This window comes from Nonlabens sp. SCSIO 43208, assembly GCF_050703575.1.
Classification (GTDB): Bacteria; Bacteroidota; Bacteroidia; order Flavobacteriales; family Flavobacteriaceae; genus Nonlabens; species Nonlabens tegetincola.
Window position 1 is genome coordinate 275,864 of the sequence record NZ_CP065365.1, and the last position, 22,959, is coordinate 298,822.

18 protein-coding genes, 3 tRNA genes and 2 rRNA genes are annotated in these 22,959 nt (G+C 37.0%); 8 read left to right on the forward strand and 15 right to left on the reverse strand.

Annotated features, from left to right (window positions below; genetic code table 11):
* Nucleotides 1-5: 5 nt before the first annotated feature.
* The 4 genes from I5168_RS01415 (at nt 6) to I5168_RS01430 (ending at nt 4,941) form a co-directional block, all read left to right on the forward strand.
* Nucleotides 6-1,685 (forward strand): peptidase domain-containing ABC transporter, encoded by a 1,680-nt coding sequence (locus I5168_RS01415; protein ID WP_105018330.1) that lies wholly within the window; start codon nt 6-8, stop codon nt 1,683-1,685.
* Nucleotides 1,678-3,033 carry an HlyD family secretion protein gene (locus I5168_RS01420; protein WP_042280063.1) on the forward strand — a complete coding sequence of 452 codons (1,356 nt, stop codon included), beginning with the start codon at nt 1,678-1,680 and terminating at the stop codon, nt 3,031-3,033. The genes I5168_RS01415 and I5168_RS01420 overlap by 8 nt, the downstream gene beginning before the upstream one ends.
* A gap of 3 nt (nt 3,034-3,036) precedes the next feature.
* On the forward strand, nt 3,037-4,485 hold the full coding sequence (locus I5168_RS01425; RefSeq protein WP_105018329.1) for a TolC family protein: 1,449 nt from the start codon (nt 3,037-3,039) through the stop codon (nt 4,483-4,485).
* Between the two features lie 63 nt (nt 4,486-4,548).
* On the forward strand, nt 4,549-4,941 hold the full coding sequence (locus tag I5168_RS01430; RefSeq protein WP_042279958.1) for a DUF4870 domain-containing protein: 393 nt from the start codon (nt 4,549-4,551) through the stop codon (nt 4,939-4,941).
* A gap of 89 nt (nt 4,942-5,030) precedes the next feature.
* Here I5168_RS01430 and I5168_RS01435 read toward each other — a convergent pair.
* The 8 genes from I5168_RS01435 to I5168_RS01470 all read right to left on the reverse strand — a co-directional run bounded on the left by I5168_RS01435 (nt 5,031) and on the right by I5168_RS01470 (nt 12,216).
* A tRNA-Val gene (locus I5168_RS01435) sits at nt 5,031-5,105 on the reverse strand.
* A gap of 61 nt (nt 5,106-5,166) precedes the next feature.
* Nucleotides 5,167-6,339: a bifunctional folylpolyglutamate synthase/dihydrofolate synthase gene (locus tag I5168_RS01440; protein ID WP_431472235.1), complete on the reverse strand. Its 1,173-nt coding sequence runs from the start codon at nt 6,337-6,339 to the stop codon at nt 5,167-5,169.
* A 43-nt stretch (nt 6,340-6,382) separates the two neighbouring features.
* Nucleotides 6,383-7,204, reverse strand: a complete 822-nt coding sequence (locus I5168_RS01445) for a hypothetical protein (RefSeq protein ID WP_431472236.1) — start codon at nt 7,202-7,204, stop codon at nt 6,383-6,385.
* Between the two features lie 3 nt (nt 7,205-7,207).
* The gene (locus tag I5168_RS01450) at nt 7,208-7,597 is read right to left on the reverse strand and encodes an ExbD/TolR family protein (protein ID WP_105018326.1); all 390 of its coding nucleotides are present in this window, start codon (nt 7,595-7,597) and stop codon (nt 7,208-7,210) included.
* 2 nt (nt 7,598-7,599) lie between these two features.
* Nucleotides 7,600-8,292 (reverse strand): MotA/TolQ/ExbB proton channel family protein, encoded by a 693-nt coding sequence (locus tag I5168_RS01455; RefSeq protein ID WP_105018570.1) that lies wholly within the window; start codon nt 8,290-8,292, stop codon nt 7,600-7,602.
* Nucleotides 8,293-8,381: 89 nt separating this feature from the next.
* Complete coding sequence (nhaB, locus tag I5168_RS01460) at nt 8,382-9,869, reverse strand: sodium/proton antiporter NhaB (protein ID WP_105018325.1); 1,488 nt, start codon at nt 9,867-9,869, stop codon at nt 8,382-8,384.
* Between the two features lie 2 nt (nt 9,870-9,871).
* The gene (locus tag I5168_RS01465) at nt 9,872-11,098 is read right to left on the reverse strand and encodes a Glu/Leu/Phe/Val dehydrogenase dimerization domain-containing protein (protein ID WP_042280030.1); all 1,227 of its coding nucleotides are present in this window, start codon (nt 11,096-11,098) and stop codon (nt 9,872-9,874) included.
* Between the two features lie 65 nt (nt 11,099-11,163).
* Nucleotides 11,164-12,216: an anhydro-N-acetylmuramic acid kinase gene (locus I5168_RS01470; RefSeq protein WP_105018324.1), complete on the reverse strand. Its 1,053-nt coding sequence runs from the start codon at nt 12,214-12,216 to the stop codon at nt 11,164-11,166.
* 78 nt (nt 12,217-12,294) lie between these two features.
* Between I5168_RS01470 and I5168_RS01475 the strand changes: the two genes are divergently transcribed.
* Both I5168_RS01475 and galE read left to right on the forward strand, forming a co-directional pair.
* Nucleotides 12,295-13,437, forward strand: coding sequence for an acyl-CoA dehydrogenase (locus I5168_RS01475; RefSeq protein WP_060523164.1), 1,143 nt, complete (start codon nt 12,295-12,297; stop codon nt 13,435-13,437).
* Nucleotides 13,438-13,536: 99 nt separating this feature from the next.
* Nucleotides 13,537-14,553, forward strand: a complete 1,017-nt coding sequence (gene galE / locus I5168_RS01480) for a UDP-glucose 4-epimerase GalE (protein WP_431472237.1) — start codon at nt 13,537-13,539, stop codon at nt 14,551-14,553.
* On the opposite strand, the gene I5168_RS01485 is transcribed toward galE, so the two are convergent.
* A complete protein-coding gene (locus tag I5168_RS01485) occupies nt 14,550-15,005 on the reverse strand; it encodes a GAF domain-containing protein (protein WP_060523166.1) in 456 nt (151 codons plus the stop codon). The two genes, galE and I5168_RS01485, sit on opposite strands and share 4 nt — an antisense overlap.
* 72 nt (nt 15,006-15,077) lie before the next feature.
* Here I5168_RS01485 and xrtF point away from each other — a divergent pair, with 72 nt between their 5' ends.
* Together xrtF and I5168_RS01495 are read left to right on the forward strand one after the other, a co-directional pair.
* Nucleotides 15,078-15,629 (forward strand): exosortase family protein XrtF, encoded by a 552-nt coding sequence (gene xrtF / locus I5168_RS01490; protein WP_431472238.1) that lies wholly within the window; start codon nt 15,078-15,080, stop codon nt 15,627-15,629.
* Complete coding sequence (locus I5168_RS01495; RefSeq protein WP_181072546.1) at nt 15,613-16,053, forward strand: exosortase F system-associated membrane protein; 441 nt, start codon at nt 15,613-15,615, stop codon at nt 16,051-16,053. Before xrtF ends, I5168_RS01495 begins: the two co-directional genes overlap by 17 nt.
* On the opposite strand, the gene I5168_RS01500 is transcribed toward I5168_RS01495, so the two are convergent.
* The 6 genes from I5168_RS01500 to I5168_RS01525 form a co-directional block, all read right to left on the reverse strand.
* Nucleotides 16,039-16,749, reverse strand: a complete 711-nt coding sequence (locus tag I5168_RS01500; RefSeq protein WP_431472239.1) for a hypothetical protein — start codon at nt 16,747-16,749, stop codon at nt 16,039-16,041. The genes I5168_RS01495 and I5168_RS01500 overlap by 15 nt on opposite strands.
* Nucleotides 16,750-16,916: 167 nt before the next feature.
* Nucleotides 16,917-19,409, reverse strand: coding sequence for a zinc-dependent metalloprotease (locus I5168_RS01505; RefSeq protein ID WP_431472240.1), 2,493 nt, complete (start codon nt 19,407-19,409; stop codon nt 16,917-16,919).
* Between the two features lie 112 nt (nt 19,410-19,521).
* A 5S ribosomal RNA gene (gene rrf / locus I5168_RS01510) occupies nt 19,522-19,629 on the reverse strand.
* Nucleotides 19,630-19,709: 80 nt separating this feature from the next.
* Nucleotides 19,710-22,523: ribosomal RNA gene (locus I5168_RS01515) — 23S ribosomal RNA — on the reverse strand.
* A 140-nt stretch (nt 22,524-22,663) separates the two neighbouring features.
* A tRNA-Ala gene (locus tag I5168_RS01520) sits at nt 22,664-22,737 on the reverse strand.
* 133 nt (nt 22,738-22,870) lie between these two features.
* A tRNA-Ile gene (locus tag I5168_RS01525) sits at nt 22,871-22,944 on the reverse strand.
* Between the last annotated feature and the right edge of the window lie 15 nt (nt 22,945-22,959).

Sequence of the window (22,959 nt, forward strand, 5' to 3'; positions counted from 1 at the left end):
GAATCATGGCAAAAAACACTGATTTAAAAACTCCTTGGAAACGATTTATAAGCATGTTGCAGCTGGATCGTAGAGATATAAAACAAATTTTGTTTTATGCGATTTTTGCTGGACTCGTTTCTTTGAGTTTACCGCTAGGAATTCAAGCAATTATAAATTTGATACAAGGAGCTCAAATTTCTACCTCGTGGATAGTCCTAGTTGTTCTGGTTACTCTAGGTGTTGCTTTTCAAGGAGCGTTACAACTCATGCAAATAAGAATTCTTGAAAATGTGCAGCAAAAAATCTTTGCCCGTGCATCCTTTGAATTTGCGTATCGCTTTCCTAAGATAAAGATGAAAGAATTACGCAATTATTATCCGCCAGAATTGGCAAACAGATTTTTTGACGTATTGACCGTACAAAAGGGATTAAGTAAAATATTACTGGATTTCCCTGCAGCCATCCTGCAAATTGTTTTTGGTATCATTCTCTTATCTTTTTATCATCCGTTTTTTATAATCTACGGTTTATTGCTATTAATTTTAGTTTTAATCGTTTTTAGATTTACTGCTCGTAAAGGACTAGAGACTAGTTTAAAAGAAAGCAAACTGAAGTACAAGGTAGCTCACTGGATTCAAGAAATTGCTCGTTCTATTGTTAGTTTCAAAATTTCAGGCAACACTACACTTGCAATGAATCGCAATGATGATTTAACAGCCTTATACTTAAAAGCGCGTGAAGGCCACTTTAGAGTTCTAATAATCCAATTTTTACAAATGATCGGTTTCAAAGTACTTGTGACGGCTGGTCTACTGGTTATTGGTGGTTTACTAGTTCTTAATCAACAAATGAATATAGGTCAATTCGTAGCAGCAGAAATTATCATATTACTGGTAATAAGTTCAGTGGAGAAGTTGATCCTAGGATTAGAAACCTTTTATGATGTACTTACCTCACTGGAAAAGATAGGACAAGTTGTAGATAAAGAAATTGAAAATCAAGAAGGTGTAGATCCTTTTGAAAAGGAAAAACCACTTCATATAGAATTAGAAAAGTTAGGTATAACAACTCCTGAAGGTCAAGTAATTCTTAAAGACATTAATTTAATTATTAATGAAAAAGAGCGCATGATCATTGATGGACCATCAGGATCGGGTAAGACAACATTGCTTAAGTTAATCTCTACCATTGAAAGTCCAACCGAAGGAAGCATATATGTAAATGGTAATTGCACAAATGGAATATTTTTAAATAAATACCGCAAGCGAGTAGGCCAAGTATTACCAGAAAACCAAACCTTTGAAGGCACCATATTAGAGAATATTACTCTAAATGATTCCTCAATAAGTATTGATAAGGTTAATGAAGTTATTGAACAATTGGGATTGTTGCCGTTTGTCAAGAAAAACTCAGCGAGTTTAAATACTTTGATTTATTCACAAGGTAAACAAATACCACATACCATTGCTCGCAAGATTGTAATTGCGCGTGCCATTGTACACGAGCCCAAACTACTATTACTCAAAGATCCACTAGATCAATTTGATCCTGTTGAAGCAAAAGAAATTATAACCTACTTGTCATCACATGATCGTCCATGGGCGCTAGTAGTAAGTTCAAAAAATCCTTTATGGAACACAGTGTGTAGTCATACTGTACATATTGAAAATGGAACCATTAAAAACAACAAACGCGATGCTTAATATTTCTAAAGACAGCCTATCAGATAAAGTGAGTCTTGAACAGTATAAGTCACACGACATCGCTTTTCACAAAAGACATTTTAGAGCTTTTAATAAATTCCTATATGGATTTGCTATCCTAGCCGTTATTATACTTTTTCTGCCTTGGACGCAAAATGTAACCGGTAATGGTTTTGTTACCACACTTACCCCAGATCAACGACCACAAACCGTACAATCTCAAATCCCAGGTCGAATTGAAAAATGGTACGTAAGAGAAGGTGATTTTGTTAACGCTGGCGATACGATCTTGCGTATATCTGAGATAAAAACTGAATACCAAGATCCGTTATTAGTAGAACGTACGCAGCAACAAGCAGATGCCAAACAAGGTAGCGCAGGTAGTTATAGAACCAAAATTCAGGCACTAACTAATCAAATAAGCGCCCTACAACAAGAACTTCAACTCAAACTAGAACAAGGACGCAACAAGGTTGAACAAAGCAAGTACAAGGTAAGAGCAGATAGCACTGATCTCATTGCCATACGCAACAATTTTGAAATTGCACAACGTCAATATGATCGTGTAGTAGAACTTATACAAGATGGTCTTAAATCACGTGTAGACGTAGAAGATAAAAGAACCAAACAACAAGAAATGCAGGCTAAAGTCATCGCTCAAGAGAATAAACTACTTGCGAGTAGAAACGACCTGATTAACGCACAAGTTGAACTAAATAGACTGCGAGCAAGCTATGCAGACAAAATAGCTAAAGCACAAAGTGATCGCGCAACAGCTGAAGGTTCCTTATTTCAAGCACAGGCCGATGTGGCAAAACTTGAAAATCAAACCAGTAGTTATCGTATTAGAAATAGCTTGTACTACGTACTAGCGCCACAAAATGGTTATATAAATAAAGCGATAAAAGGTGGTATAGGAGAAACTTTTAAAGAAGGTGAAAAACTTGTAGGGATCATGCCTGCAGATTATGATCTAGCCGTAGAAACCTTTGTAGAGCCCTTGGACTTGCCTCTTATTCATCTAGGTGAAGAGGTTCGTGTACAATTCGATGGATGGCCAGCAATATTTTTTAGCGGTTGGCCCAATGCATCTTTTGGAACGTATGGCGGTAAAGTAGTGGCTGTAGAAACTTTTATCACTCCAGAAAATGGGAAATTTAGAGTTCTAATTGCTCCAGATCCTCAAGATCACGAGTGGCCAGAAAACCTAAGAGTTGGTTCTGGTGCTTATACTATCGCATTGTTAGAAGATGTACCTATTTGGTATGAAATCTGGAGGCAGCTCAATGGCTTTCCTCCTAATTACTACCAGCCCGACGATAAATCAGACTCCAAAGACAAGAAATAATTTATGAAACGTCATATACCACTATTGTTTTTTGTTATTCTCGCTTTCGCGAAAGCGTACTCTCAAAACTTTCTAGATCAAGCCGGCAATTACACTCCCGTATGGCAAGTACAACCAGCGGATTCACTTGATTTAATGAGTTTTCAAGAGTATCTAGCTTTTGTAAAACAACATCATCCAGTTATGAAGCAAGCAAACTTGCAGCTAAATATGGGTGAAGCTAACTTATTGAAAGCACGAGGAGCATTTGATCCCAAAATCGAAGCGATAAAGGACCGCAAGAAGTTTAAGAATACCGAATACTACGACGAGTTCTATGCAGCATTTAAAATACCAACCTGGTATGGAATTGAATTAAAAGGAACTTTTGAACAAAATACAGGTACATTTTTAGACCCTAGTCTTACCGTTCCAGATGATGGACTCTATGGAGCAGGCGTTTCTTTTTCACTAGCGCAAGGTCTTTTAATCAATGAGCGCATGGCCGATTTAAGAAGAGCGAAATTCTTTATTAATCAAACCAAAGCAGAAAGAGATCTAATTTTAAACGATCTCATATTTGAAGCTAGTAAAGCTTATTTCAGATGGTTACAAGCGAGTAATGAACGTTTAATTTATGAGAACTTTCTGGAAAATGCCGAAATTCGATTCCAAGGAATTAAAAGACAAGTTGAGGTAGGTGACAAAGCCGCCATCGATAGTGTTGAGGCTAAAATAGCTTTTCAAAATCGCGTTCTTTTACTAGAGGCCGCAAAGTTAAAACAGCAAAAAGCTAGACTAGAAGCAAGTAACTTTCTATGGATTGATAATGTTCCAGTAGAACTTAGAGAAGATTTAAGACCTGTTGTACCGCAACGAGAAATGATAGCTGCAAGTTTGCAATTAGAAGGTATTACTGTATCGACCGATAGTTTAGACCAACATCCTAAAATACGCAGTATTGATGCTAAATTAAATGGTTTACAAGTTGATCGCAGGCTTAAACAAAACAAACTATTACCTAAGATAAATCTTGAGTATAATTTTCTCACACCTGACGGAGGCGAATTAAACAGTTTTAATACCAGTAATTACAAGTTCGGTCTTAACGCTAGCTTCCCTCTTTTTTTAAGAAAAGAACGTGGAGACCTTAGATTAGCTTCTATCAAAATCCAAGATACTGAATTAGAAAGAGCTGCTACCCAGTTAGAACTTAGAAATAAAATAGAAGCTGTAAGCGTAGAAATCACTTCTCTGGACGAACAGAATAGGCTTATCAACGAGATTGTATCCAATTACCAAGTAATGCTCAATGGTGAGCTACGTATGTTTCAAATAGGAGAAAGTAGCGTGTTCCTAATCAATACAAGAGAACAAAAGCTAATTGAAGCAACCTTAAAAGCCAATGAACTTTTGATCAAATCCTACAACGCCACAGCAAGTTTATATAACGCTCTAGGTATAGTCGAATAAGGTACGAGTCTATTAGACTGTAACAAAATCATTTTTTTACTACATATAAATAAAAAAAGAATCATGAATCAACCTTATCAAACTACATCAGAATATCACTCTCATTCCTATAAGCCGTGGGGAATGGAACAAAATCAATTTTGCTTACTAATGCACTTGTCTCAATTTGCAGGATGGATTGTTCCTTTTGGTGGGATTATTTTTCCAATAATTATGTGGTCCACAAATAAGGATTACAGTCAAAAGGTGGACTTACACGGTAAAGAAATACTTAATTTTATGATATCTTATTTTCTGTATAGCATCATAAGTATATTCCTTATGTTCTTTATCATAGGATTTATTACCATCTTCTTGGTAATGATATGCAGTTTTATTTTTACTATTATAGGAGCAATAAAAGCCAGCAATGGTGAATTATATAGATATCCATTGACGATTCGTTTTATTTCCTAATGAATCAAAGCAAGCAGATAACTATTCACTAAAAAATAAAACTTAAATAAATAAAAAAGGTCTTCATTTCTGAAGACCTTTTTTCTCTGTGGGCGCGAAGGGATTCGAACCCCTGACCCCTTGGGTGTAAACCAAGTGCTCTGAACCAACTGAGCTACGCGCCCTAAAGCGGTTGCAAATATACAACCCTTTTTTGTTTCTCCAACTATTTTTTAATGAAAAAAATTAAAAAATTTCTGCCACCACAAAAGTGCTTCCTGTAACTATCACAGCATCACTCTCCTGCGCTTTTTCAATAGCTACTTTTTTTGCTGTTTTCACATCATTTATTACTTCAAAACTTCTATTAAGCTCCTCAAAGTATTTAGAAAGAACCTCAACCGGCATTGCTCTACTTACTGTTGCTTGTGTAAGAATATAATAGGCAGTAGATGGTAATAACTTTATAACCTTTAAAGCATCTTTATCGCTTACCATACCCATTACGATATATAGTTTATCGAATTGCTCTTTCTTGATTTGTTTCATCAACGCCTTAACTCCTGCTACATTATGGGCAGTATCGGCAATCACTAAAGGATGTGAGCTTAATTTAGTGTATCTACCATAAAAACTAGTGTTAATAGAAACCTTATTACAACCTTTCTTTATGTGATTCTCATCAATGTTAAATGCGTAAAGAGTATCTAGTAATTTGAGTGTAGTTAAAGCTGTACGTAAATTATCTTTTTGATACCAGGCAGAAAGATCACTTACAGGAGCTTTTAATTTATGGTTTACTTGATGATAAGGAGCGTTTATGTTTTGTGCGCTTTCGCGAAAGCGAGATCTTAATAGACTTCTACGTTCACCTACAACAACAGGAACATTAGGCTTGATAATCCCTGCTTTTTCCATAGCAATTTTAGACAAAGTATTACCCAATATTGCGGTGTGGTCCTTGTCTATACTAGTAATGACAGAAATCAATGGAGTAATGATGTTAGTTGAATCTAATCTACCACCCAATCCAACTTCAATTATCGCAATATCGACTTGTCTCTCCTTAAAATATTGAAAGGCCATACCTACTGTCATCTCAAAAAAAGACAACTGATTGGACTCAAAAAAATCTTTATTTAATGAAATAAAGTCAACAACAAATTGCTTTTCACAAGGTTTACCATTGATTTTAATACGTTCTCTAAAATCGCGTAAATGAGGTGAGGTATAGAGACCAACTTTGTAACCAGCTTCTTGCAACACACTAGCTAGAATGTGGCAGGTACTTCCTTTACCATTAGTTCCTGCTACGTGAATACTAGGAAATGAGTGATGAGGATGTTTTAAATGTGTATCTAGTTTTTGGATATTAGATAAGTCGGCCTTGTAAGCGACCTTACCTACCTTTTGATACATCGGTAATTGGCTGAACAACCAATTTAACGTCTTTTGATATTTACTACTCACCTAATTTAAAGATGACTTCTATGAAACCTATTTGAATTTCTTTAGTAGCGTCTGGAGCGGCAGTAAACTTCCAGGTTTTAGCTGTTTTAGTTGCAGCGTCTAACAAACACTGTGCTCTGTTTGAAGTTCCTTTTTTTCCTGCTGTTGCCTTTACAACTTCGCCAGATCTATTTACTTCAATTTCGACAATTACCTTTCCGCTCTCATTACAATCTGGCGGTACTCCTTGACCACGTATTTTACCTCTTCCTTTAAGACCGTACCCCTTACCACCTTGACCTAATCCAGGATCTCCATAATAGGTATTTGCGTATGGATCTCCATTCAACTGACCTTTGTTCCCAGGACCATCACCTGGTCCTTCGCCATTATTATTTTCACCATCAATTTCATCGGCTCCAGTTACAGAACCTATAGCATTAAGAACATCAGAACTAGGTTTAGGGTCTTCCTTTACTGGTTCAGTTTGTGGTTTAGGATCTGTTTTCACAGGTTTGGTTGATGTTTCTACATCAGGACTGCTATTAATAACAGGCGCATCTTCAATTTCTTGAGTAGCGATATTTTCCTCACTAGACTGCGCAGGTTGCGGTTGTGAGGTTTGAGTAACTGGGGTAACCTTAGTAGGTTTTGCAGGTTCTACTGGTCCAGATCCTACTGCTGTGTTTCCAAAGTTTACAGCGATTCCACTTTCTGGCGGTGGATCAAGTTCTTTTAAAACCGTCACAAAAGTAAACACCAATAACAGCACACTCATCAAAATACTTGTAATGATGAAAGACTTACGTTTTTCTCTGGTGTCTAAAAATCCCATCTTTTACGGTTTTACGGCTAAAATTATTTTGTACTTATTACGATTTGCGATATCCATAACCGTGACAGCTTTTTGTAAAGCTACTTCATTATCTGCTCTTAATATAATGGTAGGATCTTCTTGATTTTCCATTATGGAAAGTAGCTCTTGCTCAATCGCATTTTCCTCTACTTGTTTACTGTTTACAAAAAACAGACCATCTTTAGAAATACTCACCGAGGCGTTTTGAACATTGGAGGATTTACCTTTTGCCTTTGGTAAAATTAAATCCAGAGCTTCTGGTGTGATGGATGGCGAAGTAAGTAGAAAAAATACTAGCAATAGAAATACGATATCAGTCATCGATGACATCGAGAATTCAGGACTTACTTTATTTCTTCCTCTTAAATTCATAATTAAGCTGGTTCATTTAGTAAATCAAGGAAATCAACTGCGTTTGCTTCCATTTGATGAACCACTTTATCTGTTTTAACAACTAAATGATTATATCCTATGTAAGCGATGATACCAACAATTAAACCAGCTACAGTCGTGGTCATTGCAGTATAAATACCTTCTGCTAGTGTTCCCATTTCAGCTTGTCCACCACTATTTGCAAGAGTATGAAAAGCAAGTACCATACCTATTACAGTTCCCAAAAATCCAATCATTGGAGCAGCTCCTGCAATAGTAGCCAAAATACTTACATTCTTTTCTAATTTGTATACTTCTAATTTACCAGCATTTTCTATAGCGCTATTGATATCCTCGAGCGGTGACCCTATGCGGCTTATACCTTTCTCCGTCAACCTTGCTACAGGAGAATCTTCTTTGGCACATAGCATTTTTGCAGCATCTAAGTTTCCATTAGTAACTTGATCTTTAATTTGAAGCATAAAGTTTTTATCAATCTTACTAGAAGCCTTGATCTTAAATAAACGCTCAAAGTATATATAAAGTGCTACAAAAAGTAACACTATCAATATAGCAATTACGATAGTTCCTGCCACTCCACCGCTTACAATAAGGTCATAAAGAGATAGGGTTTTCTCTTCTATTACTGGTTCTACAGCGTCAGTAATTCCTGCTGATTCTTGAATCATACTCATTAATATATTGTTTGATTGATAACGTAGGATAAACATAAACATTATACACCTACTTAAAACAAAGTCTAAAATTAGTTATTTACAAGGTTTTAAAGAGTAAGAATCACACAAGTTAAACCTACTATCGTTAAAACTATTGTGTAAGGTAATGCCATTTTTACCATTTTACCATATGATAAGTTAATTACCGGAGCTAATGCCGATGTCAATAAAAATAAAAACGCTGCCTGACCATTAGGTGTAGCCACACTTGGTAAATTAGTTCCTGTATTAATTGCAATGGCAAGATGTTCATATGTTTCTCTATCAATAACACCGTTTTGATGAGCAGCTGCCACTTCATTAATGTAAACAGTGGCCACAAATACGTTATCTGATATCATACTTAAGAATCCATTAGCCAGATAGAAGATCGCAGGTTGACTGCTAGGATCTTGGTGTAAGGCCCAATCAATTATTGGAGCAAACAAATGTTGATCGTGTATCATTGCTACAATCACAAAAAACACAACTAATAAACCTGTAAAAGGTAACGCCTCTTCAAAAGCTTTTCCTAGGCTGTGCTCATCTGTAATTCCCATAAATGCAGTTTGAATTACGATTAAACCTAAACCTATAAATCCTACTGGCGCAATATGCAAAGCTAGCCCTGTTATCAATAGTACCGCAGACACTGCTTGAACGATCAAAGCGTACTTTTCTTTTTCGGTACGTTCAGAATCACGTTTTTCCATCCAGCCTTCAATAATTTGTCTTACCACTGGTGGCATTTTTTCACCAAATCCAAATGTTTTGGTAGTTTCTAATAATACGGTTGTTAATATACCAGCGATAAATACTGGAATAGTAATCGGTGACATTTTTAGGAAGAATTCAATAAAGTTCCAATCCATCTTGGCACCTATAAGCAGGTTTTGAGGTTCTCCAACTATGGTACACACACCACCAAGAGCGGTACCTACCACACCATGCATTACAAGACTACGTAAAAAGGATCTAAACTTCTCAAGAGTTTCACCACTTAATTGTTTCCTATCCAAAGTATCATCAGCATCAAGATCTAGGTCACTAGAATGAATCTTGTGGTAAACATTATAAAACCCTAACCCTACACTAATAAGAACTGCCGTCACGGTCAATGCATCAAGAAATGCACTAAGGACCGCACTCAAAAACACGAAGAATAGGGATAATAAAAGCTTAGATTTAATTTTAGTAAAAACCTTAACGAAAATGTACATAAGCAGCGGTTTCATAAAGTAAATACCAGCTACCATAAAGACTAAAAGTAGGATTACTTCTAAGTTTTGAGAAACTTCTGCATACACACCGTGATCAGATCCTGGATGACCAGGACTGGTGAGTCCTAATGCCAGTACCTGAATAGCCAGTAATCCACCAGATTGTAGTGGATAACATTTTAAGGCCATTGCCAGACAGAAAATAAACTCTGCAATAAACACCCAACCCATTACAGTTCCAGGTAAAATAAAGTAACCAATGGTATTGAAAACTAAAAAAGCTATCATAGTCCACTTAAACCAATGTGGACTGTTTCCTAAAAAGTTTTTAAACATAATTATACTAATTGTTTTAAAGCTAGCTCAAATGCGGTTGAGCTGATTTGTTGTTTTGAACTATTATGATCGTAAATGTTTTGAATTGCATTACGTATTGTCATACTAGTATCGTTAAAAATTGCATCGTCAGTCATTTGCACACGACGCTCCATAAAATAGGCAAACACTCTTGCCATACCACAGTTGGAAATAAAATCTGGAATAAGACTCACTTTCTCATCTGTATGCTCCATGATAGGACCAAAGAAAATTTCTTTATCAGCAAATGGTACATTTGCTCCACAAGAAATCACTTCAAGACCACTATCTATCATTTGATCAATTTGATTTTGACTTATTAATCTAGAGGCTGCACATGGTGCAAAAATTTGTGTATTAAGTTCCCAAATTTTTTCATTGACCTCTTCAAACGGTATAAGTGAAGATGCTCTTAAGGTATTCCCGTCTTTATTTAAGAATAATTCTCTTATCTCTTCAAAACTAAAGCCATCTTCATTAATTAAACCACCTACTCTATCTATAATCCCTACGACTTTGGCACCCATTTGAGCCAAATAATAAGCCGCAGCGCTACCTACATTACCAAAGCCTTGTACAACAGCACGCTTACCTTTAACATCACCACCAAAAATATTGTAGTAATGCTTAACAGCCTCTGCTACTCCGTAACCCGTTATCATATCGGCAACAGTATACTTACGAGAAACATCAGGTGAAAACTCTGGATTTTCAATTACTTTGATTACACCATGTCGTAATTGTCCAATTCTATTGATTTTATCAGCTTCTGTTGGAGAAAAATGTCCATTAAAAACACCTTCTTGTGGATGCCATACACCGCTGTCTTCAGTAATAGGAATTACTTCATGTATTTCATCAACATTTAAGTCACCACCTGTACCATAATAGCTTTTAAGAAGTGGGGAAACTGCTTTGTACCAACGTTCCAAAACCCCTTTTTTACGTGGATCTTGTGGATCAAAGTTGATCCCAGATTTTGCACCACCAATCGCTGGTCCAGAAACAGTAAATTTGATTTCCATCGTTTTTGCTAGCGAAAGCACCTCATTCTTGTCCAGACCTTGTCTCATACGAGTACCACCACCAGCTGCGCCTCCTCTTAGACTATTAATCACTGTCCAACCTTCAGCCTCGGTTTCTGGGTCGTTCCAGTGAAAAACTATTTCTGGCTGCGCTTCCTCGTAGCGTTTAAGCAATTCCTTCATATAGTTAGTAGAATTTGTACAAATATAATCTAGCTAGATGAAGAAAAAGCAGGTTTTACAATTTCTTAAGGAAGGTAAATTTGACCACTTGAATGATCATGTCGCGAACCTGTCACACTACTTAAACAATTTACTTGATTACGCAATCGAAGTACTCCTAACAGCCCAAAGATTAATGCTTCTTTATACTCTACTATCTTTGATTCTGGAATAACGAGATCACCGTCGTAATGATACCTAATTCTATCCATTAAATATGTATTAAATGCACCACCTCCTGTACAAATAATTCTTTTTTTAGACGTGATAACTTTTGTTATTTGTATCGCTACATGTTCTACAAAAGTGGCAAGAACATCCTTTATATCGTAATTCTGTAATAAAGGAAATACATATTGATTAACCCATTCTATACCTAGTGACTTCGGTGGATTCATCCCATAATAAGGTATATCATTCAATTTATCGAGTAAAGGTATTTGTACTTTTCCCGCTTTCGCGAAAGCGCCATCCTCATCATACTCCTTACCCAACAGCAACGAAAAATGATTGAGTACCGTATTAACTGGACAAATATCGTAAGCGATACGACCATCACTAGAATCATGACTAATATTTACAAATCCGCCTAAATTTAAACAGTAATCATAATCATTGAATAGGAGCTGATCTCCTATAGGAACCAATGGTGCTCCTTGCCCACCAAGTAAAATATCCTGAACTCTAAAATCGCAAACAACTCGATGACCGATAATAGACGCTATCTCTGGAAGATTTCCTATTTGAAGGGTATATCCTTGTTCTGGCTTGTGAAATATAGTATGACCATGAGAACAAACGGCAATTAAGTCTTCAATAGGATTTTGATCGAGGTATTTTTTAACAAGTTGACCTAAGTATAAGGTATATTCCTTATTGAGATTTTCAATTTCTACAGAAGAACTATGTACAGCCTGACTCAATCTACGTTTCCATTGAGCGGAATACGGAATACAAACTGCATTACAAATTGTAAAGGTCCACTGTTTTTCACGTACTAATTGAACGTGTGCAATATCTACACCATCTAATGATGTACCTGACATGACTCCTAAAACGTTATAGTACTGATGATTCATAGGTATTTTATGAGGTAAAAAGGTGTAAACAAGTTAAATTTGCAAACTTAAAAATAACTCAAACAATATAGAACTATCATGGATTTTGGCCTTACTGAAGAGCATTTAATGATTAGAGATGCGGCAAGAGATTTTGCACGTACAGAATTACTTCCTGGTGTTATAGAAAGGGATACTCACCAAAGATTCCCTGCAGAACAGGTAAAAAAAATGGGTGAACTAGGATTTCTAGGTATGATGGCCGACCCTAAGTATGGTGGTGGTGGAATGGACACAATTTCTTATGTCCTTGTGATGGAAGAGCTTTCAAAAATTGACGCAAGTGCATCTGTGATCGTATCGGTTAACAACTCACTAGTTTGTTGGGGACTGGATACTTACGGTAACGAAGCTCAAAAAGAAAAATACTTAACTAAACTTACAACAGGTGAATCTATAGGTGCATTTTGTTTAAGTGAGCCTGAAGCTGGTAGTGATGCAACTTCACAAAAAACTACTGCTATTGACAAAGGTGACCATTATGTACTTAATGGTACTAAAAACTGGATCACTAACGGAAGTACCGCAGACTATTACCTAGTAATTGCACAAACCGATCGCGAGAAAAAACACCGTGGAATCAACGCTTTTATTGTAGAAAAAGGTTGGGACGGTTTTGAAATCGGTGTTAAAGAAGATAAATTAGGAATTAGAGGTAGTGATACTCATTCATTAATTTTTAATGATGTAAAAGTTCCTAAAGAAAATAGGATAGGTGAAGATGGATTTGGATTCAAATTTGCCATGAAAACTTTATCTGGTGGTCGTATAGGGATTGCTGCTCAAGCCTTGGGTATAGCAAGTGGAGCTTATGAACTTGCTAGAGATTATTCTAAAGTAAGGAAAGCTTTTGGTACAGAAATTTGTAACCACCAAGCAATCGCCTTTAAACTGGCTGATATGTATACCAATATTACTGCAGCACGTCACATGGTAATGCAAAGTGCTTGGGATAAGGACATGGGTAATAACTATGATGTAAGTGGTGCGGCAGCAAAATTATTTGCATCGCAGGTTGCTATGGAAACTAGTGTAGAGGCTGTACAAATTCATGGTGGTAACGGTTATGTGAAGGAATATCACGTAGAGCGTTTAATGAGAGATGCAAAAATCACTCAAATCTATGAAGGTACAAGTGAAATACAGAAAATCGTAATTTCAAGAGCTTTACTTAGAGATTAATTTTCCCCTTATATTTTGATAAGAAATGCTGTTCCTGTGTGAGCAGCATTTTTTGTTTATGGTTACTTCATGTAGAGAAGTTCGTTTACATTTGCTTTTATGAAAATATTAGTAACAGGCGGTTTAGGATATATAGGTTCACACGTTGTTGTAGAACTACTGGAATTAAATTATGAGGTTGTAATCATCGATAATTTATCTAATTCTAGTAAAGATGTTTTGGATAGAATCAAGAAAATATCTAAAAAAGAACCTTCCTTTTATCAAATTGATTTAAGAGACAAAAATCAAGTTAACAATCTGTTTACTAAAGAAAAAAATATAGACGGAGTAATTCATTTTGCAGCGTCTAAAGCAGTAGGTGAAAGTGTAGAGAACCCTTTACTCTATTACGAAAACAATATTAATGCATTAGTAAATTTACTTCAACAACTTAAAGACAAGGAAATCTCTTTTATTTTCAGTTCTTCTTGTACCGTATATGGACAAGCAGATGTTATGCCTATCACAGAAGAAGCTCCTATAAAACCAGCAGCTTCTCCCTATGGTAATACTAAGCAAATAGGTGAAGAAATAATTAATGATCTTTGTAAAACAAGTTCTACTTTCAAATGTATAAGTCTAAGATATTTTAATCCAATCGGAGCTCATGAGAGTTGCCTAATCGGCGAATTACCAAATGGCATTCCTCAAAATCTTGTTCCGTACATTACTCAAACTGCTATAGGAATAAGAGAGCAGCTTTCTATTTTTGGACAAGATTATCCTACTAGAGATGGAACTGCAATCAGAGATTATATCCATGTGGTTGACCTAGCCAAGGCTCATATAGCTGCACTTGAAAGGTTATTGAATAAAAATTCACAATCTAAATTTGAAACCTTTAATATAGGTACCGGTACTGGTAATACAGTACTAGAAGTAGTGAAAACCTTTGAAAAAGCAACTGGTCTAGAACTCAACTATAAAATAGTGAATCGTAGACCAGGTGATGTGATTGAAGCTTATGCAGATACCAGCAAGGCTAATAATATTTTAAATTGGAAGGCCGTGCATTCCTTGGAATCTGCATTATCCAGTGCTTGGGAATGGGAAAAAGCTATTCGCAAGGTTTAAATGATAGCTGCAATTTGTTCGTTTACCCATTCTAAAAAACGTTCGTCCTTTTCGTCAAATGCTTTTGGTGTATTGCTATCAATATCAATTTGACCTATGTTCTTACCATTTTTAAACATTGGAATTACCACTTCACTTTTTACATATATGCTACAAGCTATATAATTATCCTGTGCAGTAACATCGTCAACTACAAAATTTTGATTAGATACAGCCACTTGCCCACAAATACCTTTACCAAATGGAATAACCGTATGGTCAGTAGGCTCTCCAGCTTGTGCCCATAAATGCAATGTAGGTTCTGACTCATGAGCCATATAAAAACCAACCCAATCGTAAGTTTCCAGGTTAACTTGAAGCAATTCACAAACCGCTTGCATTTTATCCTTTACCGTACCATTAGAACTTCCTATGATTTTAAGAACAGCTGGTTTCAATTCGTTTATATTCATTGTAGTATTTTTGAAGCTACAAAACTAATATCCACAGCTGATTACTTAACAGTTTTAACATAGAATATACAAATGCTTTCATCACTTAGACCTTATATACCTGTGTTTAAATTTGTTGCCGTTTTTGGAGGACTGTATATCGGGCTCTCAATCATCTATTATTTCTATTTGAGTTTTGATTATGGCAGTTATCACTATCCTGATCCAATTACTTCTCAAATAAGTTTCCAGACACAAGAGTTATTAAGTTTAATAGGGTATAATGCGCAAACGATGAATAGTGCAGGACATCCATCTGTAGCTGTTTACTCTAATGAACAACTCTTATTTAGAATTATTGAAGGATGTAATGCAGTAAGTGTTATGATCTTGTTTTGCGCGTTTATTCTCGCTTTCGCGAAAGCGTGGAAAAAAACTATACTATTTCTATTAATTGGAGTAGTTATAATATACGCTATCAACCTTACCCGATTGGTGTTATTAGGAATTATCTATGCCGATTATCCGACCCTTACTCATGTGTCCCATGAGATAATTTTTCCAGCTATAATCTATGGAACCACTGTTTTATTGTGGTTGTATTGGCTCAAAAAACCAAAATCCAAACATGTACCAACTATATAGATACTTATTAATTATTCTATTAATCGGGTTATTAATAAGTGTAAGAGTTTTTGAAGATTTATTATTTATAGATGAATTAAAACAATTCTATCTATCAGATTTTCAAAACATGAGCTTGCCATCTATTAATATAGTTACAACAGGATTTTATACGACCCTTCGTTACGCCATTAATTCCCTTATTTCATTGGGTATTATTGGGCTTTTGTATAAAAAATTAGATTATATAAAGGCAGCGCTATGGGTTTATGTATTTGCCTATATTATTTTAATGACTTCCTTTATTACACTTTTACACATATCTCCAGACTCGTCAAAGATGATAATATTTTATATCAGGCGTTTTTTAATTCATCCATTATTACTCTTTGTGCTTACGGCAGGCTTTTATTTTTTATCAAATAAAAAGTTAGTGCAAGAATAGTCTAGTTCCATTTTCATCAGATGTTTTGTGGACAACAACAATGAATTTATTATTGTTATTAACCGCACATTGCGCCCAAGATGACTTTATAAGGGCTATTTGGATTTTTACATCAATTTCCCTTGATAGAGACTCAACTACTTCTGTTTTATTGATAGTTTGATCATCATTGAAAACGACTGCATAAATTCCAATCAATTTTGAATTAGATTTTATGAGGATATTTTGTAGAGTAGTACTAAACTGTATATTATCATTGAATTGAGTACAAAAAGTCCTAGAATCTGTAATCAGCTTATGATGTTTACGAAGCGTACGATACTTATTCAATTCTGTCACAAAACCTGAATCCATAGCAAACTTATTTCTTAGACAAGGCTTAGAAATTAGTTGCCCGTTATCCAAATTTCCGAATATCAAAAGTTCATCATTTGCTTTTAGATACAATCTACATTTATCGTTATTGATGTTGTTACCAACTTCTTGTTTTATAATCATAGAGTTGTTTTTTGGACCTTTTAATATTTCTAAAATATCAAAACGTACGTAATCTTGATTCTCAATAGGGTAGTTATAGTACACTTCATTTATGCGTACATGAGCGATAAAATCAACATTTTTGTAATCTGTAGCAATATTTTCTCTAAAACAAACACAAGATTGAGAAGCGCCGTAGGCGGAATAAAATATACTCAAAAAAAAGGCGATAAGAACTTTGTTCAATATTTTAATATTTATAAGAATGAGTTACATTTAAAAAATACGACCATAGGACAAGTTAAGCCTTAAATACAAATAAATACATTGTTAAATTAAAAAAGGTATGATTTTCATCATACCTTTTTTTCTAGTAAAACTTAAAACTAATCATTTGGATTAAGAATATAATCTATTCGTTCTTTTAAATCATTTAGATGGTATTTAGTCATCTCGTCTGATGTTCGATTAGAAGCTCTTGTAACATCTCTTAATAATGTTTTAAGTTGAGCTCTAACAATTGGTCTTATATCACTTTGAGAAACATCAACACTACTTTGACCAGCAAACGCTCTTACTCGAGCTGGTAATTTAGGTTGTTCGTTATTCATTATAAATTCTAAACGTTCTATATAAGCACGTTGTAAGTTACGTCTATATCGATCTATTTTTTGTCCGCGTTTCAACTCACTAAACAATCCCGATCTAAGATCATTCATCATTTCTAATAAACCATATCCGTTTGAACCATTAACCTCTTCATTCTCCATTAATCTTGACATTCTGCCAAAATCCAATAAATTATTAAGGGTTCTAGTTTGAACACCTCTAATTCTTTCTATTGCACCGTCAGATTCAATTTTATTGAAAATATTTTGATCAATTAACCACTCTGGTGTTGAAAATAATTGCTCGTTTAAGAACTTCATAGCTCTCGTTTGCTTATCTCTACTCGCATGCTCATATACGGCTCCGTCTTGTTGACCATAAGCTTTATATGTTTCTTTTACCCCACCAATATTGGCAGTTACGTGGCCCATGTATCGATTATACTGTCCTAATAACTGATCGTACATAGATTTTAATTCACTATAATTTTCACCTTCTTCACCCGTCCATTCGATTAGATTAGGAACAATGCGCTGTAAATTTTTGATACCGTATTCACTAGCTCTCATAGAGTCATCACCAAGATCTTCCGTTTGACTAGTGTGATCAACAACACCGAATTGCTGTCTTCCGAAACGGTACATAGGATCGCCTGCTTTTTCATTTATCCAGGAATCTAATATTTCCTTCTCTTCTTTGGCTGTCTTATCTAAAATTGGTTTATAACCCCACATGATTGAATATTTATCATACGGACCAATATTAGGCATTAGGGCAACATCACCATCTTCCGGTTGAGCTACATAATTAAATCTTGCGTAATCCATTATAGATGGTGCAGTACCATATTTTTTGGTAAATTCTGCATCCCTTAAATTTTCAACAGAATAAGCTATTGAACTTCCCATATTATGTGGTAGTCCTAACGTGTGACCAACCTCATGTGCACTAACGAATCTTATGAGCCTACCCATAACTTCATCATCAAATTTATTCATTCTGGCATCAGGATTAATTGCCGCAGTTTGAATGAAGAACCAATTATGTAAAAGAGTCATTACATTATGATACCAGTTAATATCACTTTCAAGAATCTCACCACTTCTAGGGTCACTTACATGAGGTCCATTTGCATTAGGTATAGGTGATGCTAGGTATCTTACTGTTGAAAAACGCACGTCCTCAGGACTCCAATCTGGATCTTCTTCTTTACTTGGTGGGTCTTTAGCGATAATTGCCTCTTTAAACCCGGCTGCCTCAAATGCCACTTGCCAGTCTTCAATACCTTGCTTGATAAATTGTCTCCATTTCTGCGGAGTGGCCGGATCTATATAATAAACAATTTGCTTTTTAGGAATAACCAACTCTCCATTAAGGAATTTTTGTTTGTCTTCCTCTTTAACCTCTAGTCTCCATCTATCTAAATAGCGAACAGTTTTGGTTTTTTGTTCATCTAATCCATAATCTTGTTGACCTCTTGCAAACCATCCTACACGTTGATCAAAATAACGACGCTTCATAGGCGTTTTAGGTAACAAAATCATTGAATTACTAATTTCAAGTGATATTGATTGAACACTTGAATTAGATGGTGGATCAGAGGAAAAATATGTTTTAACATGCCTCGATTCTATATTGAGTGGATAAGATCTTAAGGTGTCAATATAAGAACGACTATCATCTAACCTAGTTATTTTGTAGCGTTTTCTAGAGTTTTGAGGAAATCCAACCGCCTTAACATCCTTATTGAAAAAATTAGTAACATCAATGACTAGGTTATTAGATAAACTATCCTTTTTAATAGCCTTAATTGGAAAACTGTAAAGAATTGGTTCAAAATTAGAATTTTCAACCGCTAAACTTACTGGTAAAGAATCGTTAGCTACAATTTGATGGGAAACAACTCTTAGTAAGATATCATTTTTATTTCGTTGCCATCTCAAGGTTTGAGTATTTTGTTTACCGCCACCAAAACCAATTCCAGAAGCAGTTTTTGCAATCCGCGTCACCATCAACATCTCTCTATTTAATAAAGAATCGGGTATTTCATAATAGTATTTATCCTCCAAAAAGTGTACAGAGAAAAGACCTGGGTCGGTTTGAGCTTTAGAGGTAATTACCTTGTTGTAAGGTTGCATACCTCCTTTCTTTTTGCTTTTAGAACTAGCAACAACTTGAGATTTTGAGCCTTTTGCTTTCGAAGAAGTACTACAGCCTTGGGTAGTAATCAATACTAAGGAAAGTAAACTCAAAAAAAGATATTTTTTCATGAATTATAAATTTCAAGAAAAATACACCATACATATTTAAGAAGTTCCTAAGATATCGTTAACAAAGTTTACCACAACAAAAAACCCTTATCAAATTGATAAGGGTTTTAAAAGAAGGCGGCGACATACTCTCCCACAAATGCAGTACCATCTGCGCTAATGGGCTTAACTTCTCTGTTCGGAATGGTAAGAGGTGAGCCCCATTGCTATAACCACCTTAAAGGTTTCAGTTAAATTAAAATAATCCAACTGTATATGTTGACATTTTGAAAAGTTCAAAATCAATACAAGTAGATAGAGGTATCTAAGCTTACGGGTAATTAGTATCACTCGGCTATGACATTACTGCCTTTACACCTATGACCTATCAACGTGGTAGTCTCCCACGACCCTTTAAAGAAATCTCATCTTGTGATGGGTTTCGCGCTTATATGCTTTCAGCGCTTATCCCTTCCCGACGTAGCTACCCAGCAATGCCCCTGGCGGAACAACTGGTAGACCAGCGGTCAGTCCAACTCGGTCCTCTCGTACTAAAGTCAGATTCACTCAAATTTCTAGCGCCCACTACAGATAGAGACCGAACTGTCTCACGACGTTCTGAACCCAGCTCGCGTGCCACTTTAATGGGCGAACAGCCCAACCCTTGGGACCTTCTCCAGCCCCAGGATGTGACGAGCCGACATCGAGGTGCCAAACCCCCCCGTCGATGTGAGCTCTTGGGGGAGATCAGCCTGTTATCCCCGGCGTACCTTTTATCCTTTGAGCGATGGCCCTTCCATGCGGAACCACCGGATCACTATGCTCTTGTTTCCAACCTGATCGACCTGTATGTCTCTCAGTCAAGCTTCCTTATGCCATTGCACTCTACGCACGGTTACCAAGCGTGCTGAGGAAACCTTTAGAAGCCTCCGTTACTCTTTTGGAGGCGACCACCCCAGTCAAACTACCCACCAAGCAATGTCCCCATTTCTGGGTTAGATTTCAAATAAGCAAAGGGTGGTATTTCAACAATGACTCCACAACGCCTGGCGACGTCACTTCATAGTCTCCCACCTATCCTACACATTACTTATCCAAAATCAATACTAAGCTATAGTAAAGGTGCACGGGGTCTTTTCGTCCCGTAGCGGGTAATCGGCATCTTCACCGATACTACAATTTCACCGAGCTCATGGCTGAGACAGTATCCAAATCGTTACACCATTCGTGCAGGTCGGAACTTACCCGACAAGGAATTTCGCTACCTTAGGACCGTTATAGTTACGGCCGCCGTTTACTGGGGCTTCAATTCAGATCTTCGCCGAAGCTAAACCCTCCTCTTAACCTTCCAGCACCGGGCAGGTGTCAGGCCCTATACTTCATCTTTCGATTTTGCAGAGCCCTGTGTTTTTGATAAACAGTCGCTTGGATCTTTTCACTGCGCCCTATTAAATAGGGGACCTTTCTCCCGAAGTTACAGGTCTATTTTGCCTAGTTCCTTAGCCATGAATCACTCGAGCACCTTAGAATTCTCATCCCAACCACCTGTGTCGGTTTACGGTACGGGCTGCTTCACTTGCTTTTCTTGGAAGTTGCTCCTCTGGATTATCCACGTAGCCGTAGCCTTGTGGTACTATCCCAACCTTAACAGTTGGTTCAACGTACATTTCCGTCAGTACGCACCAAATTCACACCTCCGTCACTTTTATTGTGAGCAGGTACAGGAATATTAACCTGTTATCCATCCACTTCCCCGTTCGGGTACGCGTTAGGACCCGACTAACCCTCAGCTGATTAGCATAGCTGAGGAAACCTTGGTCTTTCGGTGAGGGGGTTTCTCGCCCCCTTTATCGTTACTTATGCCTACATTTTCGTTTCTAATCGTTCCAGCAAACCTCACAGTTCACCTTCAACACAATTAGAATGCTCTCCTACCACTCTCAATGGAGTCCATAGCTTCGGTAGTATGTTTATGCCCGATTATCATCCATGCCGTACCGCTCGACTAGTGAGCTGTTACGCACTCTTTAAATGAATGGCTGCTTCCAAGCCAACATCCTAGCTGTCTAAGCAGTACAACCTCGTTTTTTCAACTTAACATACATTTTGGGACCTTAGCTGATGGTCTGGGTTCTTTCCCTTTCGGACATGGACCTTAGCACCCATGCCCTCACTGCTGATCATCATTTTATAGCATTCGGAGTTTGTCAGGAATTGGTAGGCGGTGAAGCCCCCGCATCCAATCAGTAGCTCTACCTCTATAAAACTAAATCAACGCTGCACCTAAATGCATTTCGGAGAGTACGAGCTATTTCCGAGTTTGATTGGCCTTTCACCCCTACCCACAGGTCATCCGAAGACTTTTCAACGTCAACCGGTTCGGGCCTCCACTGTGTGTTACCACAGCTTCACCCTGCCCATGGGTAGATCACACGGTTTCGCGTCTACCACTACTAACTATAGCGCCCTATTCAGACTCGCTTTCGCTACGGCTCCGTGTCTGAAACACTTAACCTTGCTAGCAACGGTAACTCGTAGGCTCATTATGCAAAAGGCACGCCGTCACCCGAAGGCTCCGACCGCTTGTAAGCGTATGGTTTCAGGTTCTTTTTCACTCCCTTATTCAGGGTTCTTTTCACCTTTCCCTCACGGTACTGGTTCACTATCGGTCTCTCAGGAGTATTTAGCCTTAGCGGATGGTCCCGCTAGATTCATACAGGGTTTCCCGTGCCCCGCACTACTCAGGATACTACTATCAATAACTAAAATTACCAATACAGGGCTATCACCTTCTTTGGCTCCTCTTTCCAAAGGATTCTTATTCTTTTAGCATCAAATATTGTAGTCCTACAACCCCAATTAGGCCGTAACCTAATTGGTTTGGGCTTTTCCGCGTTCGCTCGCCACTACTGACGGAATCACTATTGTTTTCTCTTCCTCCGGCTACTTAGATGTTTCAGTTCACCGGGTTTGCTCCATTACTGGTGACATGTCTTCAACATGCCGGGTTGCCCCATTCGGAAATCTGCGGATCACATCGTATGTGCCAATCCCCGCAGCTTATCGCAGCTTATCACGTCCTTCATCGCCTCTGAGAGCCTAGGCATCCCCCATACGCCCTTATTTGCTTATGATACCTATTACTATACAACGATATATAGTAATATTATTTTTTCTATCTTGTATTAATCCTAATTAATATTAGAACTAATGCTCGTTTTGATCTTTTCAAAATGTCAATGAACGTTTAATGATTAATCTCTACTAATCATTCGTGGAGAATATCGGAGTCGAACCGATGACCTCCTGCGTGCAAGGCAGGCGCTCTAGCCAGCTGAGCTAATTCCCCATGACGAATCCTAAATACTGAATTCAGAATATCGAATTTAGAATCCTCAACCTCTAGAATTTCCATTAAAATTCTATAAATGAACTTTATCTCTTAGCTATAATTATCTACTCAATAACTACCTAAGACATCGTAGTCTCAGGCAGACTCGAACTGCCGACCTCTACATTATCAGTGTAGCGCTCTAACCAGCTGAGCTATGAGACTGAGTGTCTTGCGACT

Bases quoted from the DNA above. Each gene is read 5' to 3' on its own strand.
- I5168_RS01445 (WP_431472236.1), bottom strand. From the start codon at position 7,204: ATGGGATTTTTAGACACCAGAGAAAAACGTAAGTCTTTCATCATTACA.
- xrtF (WP_431472238.1), top strand. From the start codon at position 15,078: ATGCTTTCATCACTTAGACCTTATATACCTGTGTTTAAATTTGTTGCC.
- I5168_RS01420 (WP_042280063.1), top strand. From the start codon at position 1,678: ATGCTTAATATTTCTAAAGACAGCCTATCAGATAAAGTGAGTCTTGAA.
- I5168_RS01455 (WP_105018570.1), bottom strand. From the start codon at position 8,292: ATGAGTATGATTCAAGAATCAGCAGGAATTACTGACGCTGTAGAACCA.
- I5168_RS01475 (WP_060523164.1), top strand. From the start codon at position 12,295: ATGGATTTTGGCCTTACTGAAGAGCATTTAATGATTAGAGATGCGGCA.
- I5168_RS01505 (WP_431472240.1), bottom strand. From the start codon at position 19,409: ATGAAAAAATATCTTTTTTTGAGTTTACTTTCCTTAGTATTGATTACT.
- I5168_RS01465 (WP_042280030.1), bottom strand. From the start codon at position 11,098: ATGAAGGAATTGCTTAAACGCTACGAGGAAGCGCAGCCAGAAATAGTT.
- I5168_RS01495 (WP_181072546.1), top strand. From the start codon at position 15,613: ATGTACCAACTATATAGATACTTATTAATTATTCTATTAATCGGGTTA.
- I5168_RS01430 (WP_042279958.1), top strand. From the start codon at position 4,549: ATGAATCAACCTTATCAAACTACATCAGAATATCACTCTCATTCCTAT.
- galE (WP_431472237.1), top strand. From the start codon at position 13,537: ATGAAAATATTAGTAACAGGCGGTTTAGGATATATAGGTTCACACGTT.
- nhaB (WP_105018325.1), bottom strand. From the start codon at position 9,869: ATGTTTAAAAACTTTTTAGGAAACAGTCCACATTGGTTTAAGTGGACT.
- I5168_RS01440 (WP_431472235.1), bottom strand. From the start codon at position 6,339: ATGTATCAAAAGGTAGGTAAGGTCGCTTACAAGGCCGACTTATCTAAT.
- I5168_RS01415 (WP_105018330.1), top strand. From the start codon at position 6: ATGGCAAAAAACACTGATTTAAAAACTCCTTGGAAACGATTTATAAGC.
- I5168_RS01425 (WP_105018329.1), top strand. From the start codon at position 3,037: ATGAAACGTCATATACCACTATTGTTTTTTGTTATTCTCGCTTTCGCG.
- I5168_RS01450 (WP_105018326.1), bottom strand. From the start codon at position 7,597: ATGAATTTAAGAGGAAGAAATAAAGTAAGTCCTGAATTCTCGATGTCA.
- I5168_RS01470 (WP_105018324.1), bottom strand. From the start codon at position 12,216: ATGAATCATCAGTACTATAACGTTTTAGGAGTCATGTCAGGTACATCA.
- I5168_RS01485 (WP_060523166.1), bottom strand. From the start codon at position 15,005: ATGAATATAAACGAATTGAAACCAGCTGTTCTTAAAATCATAGGAAGT.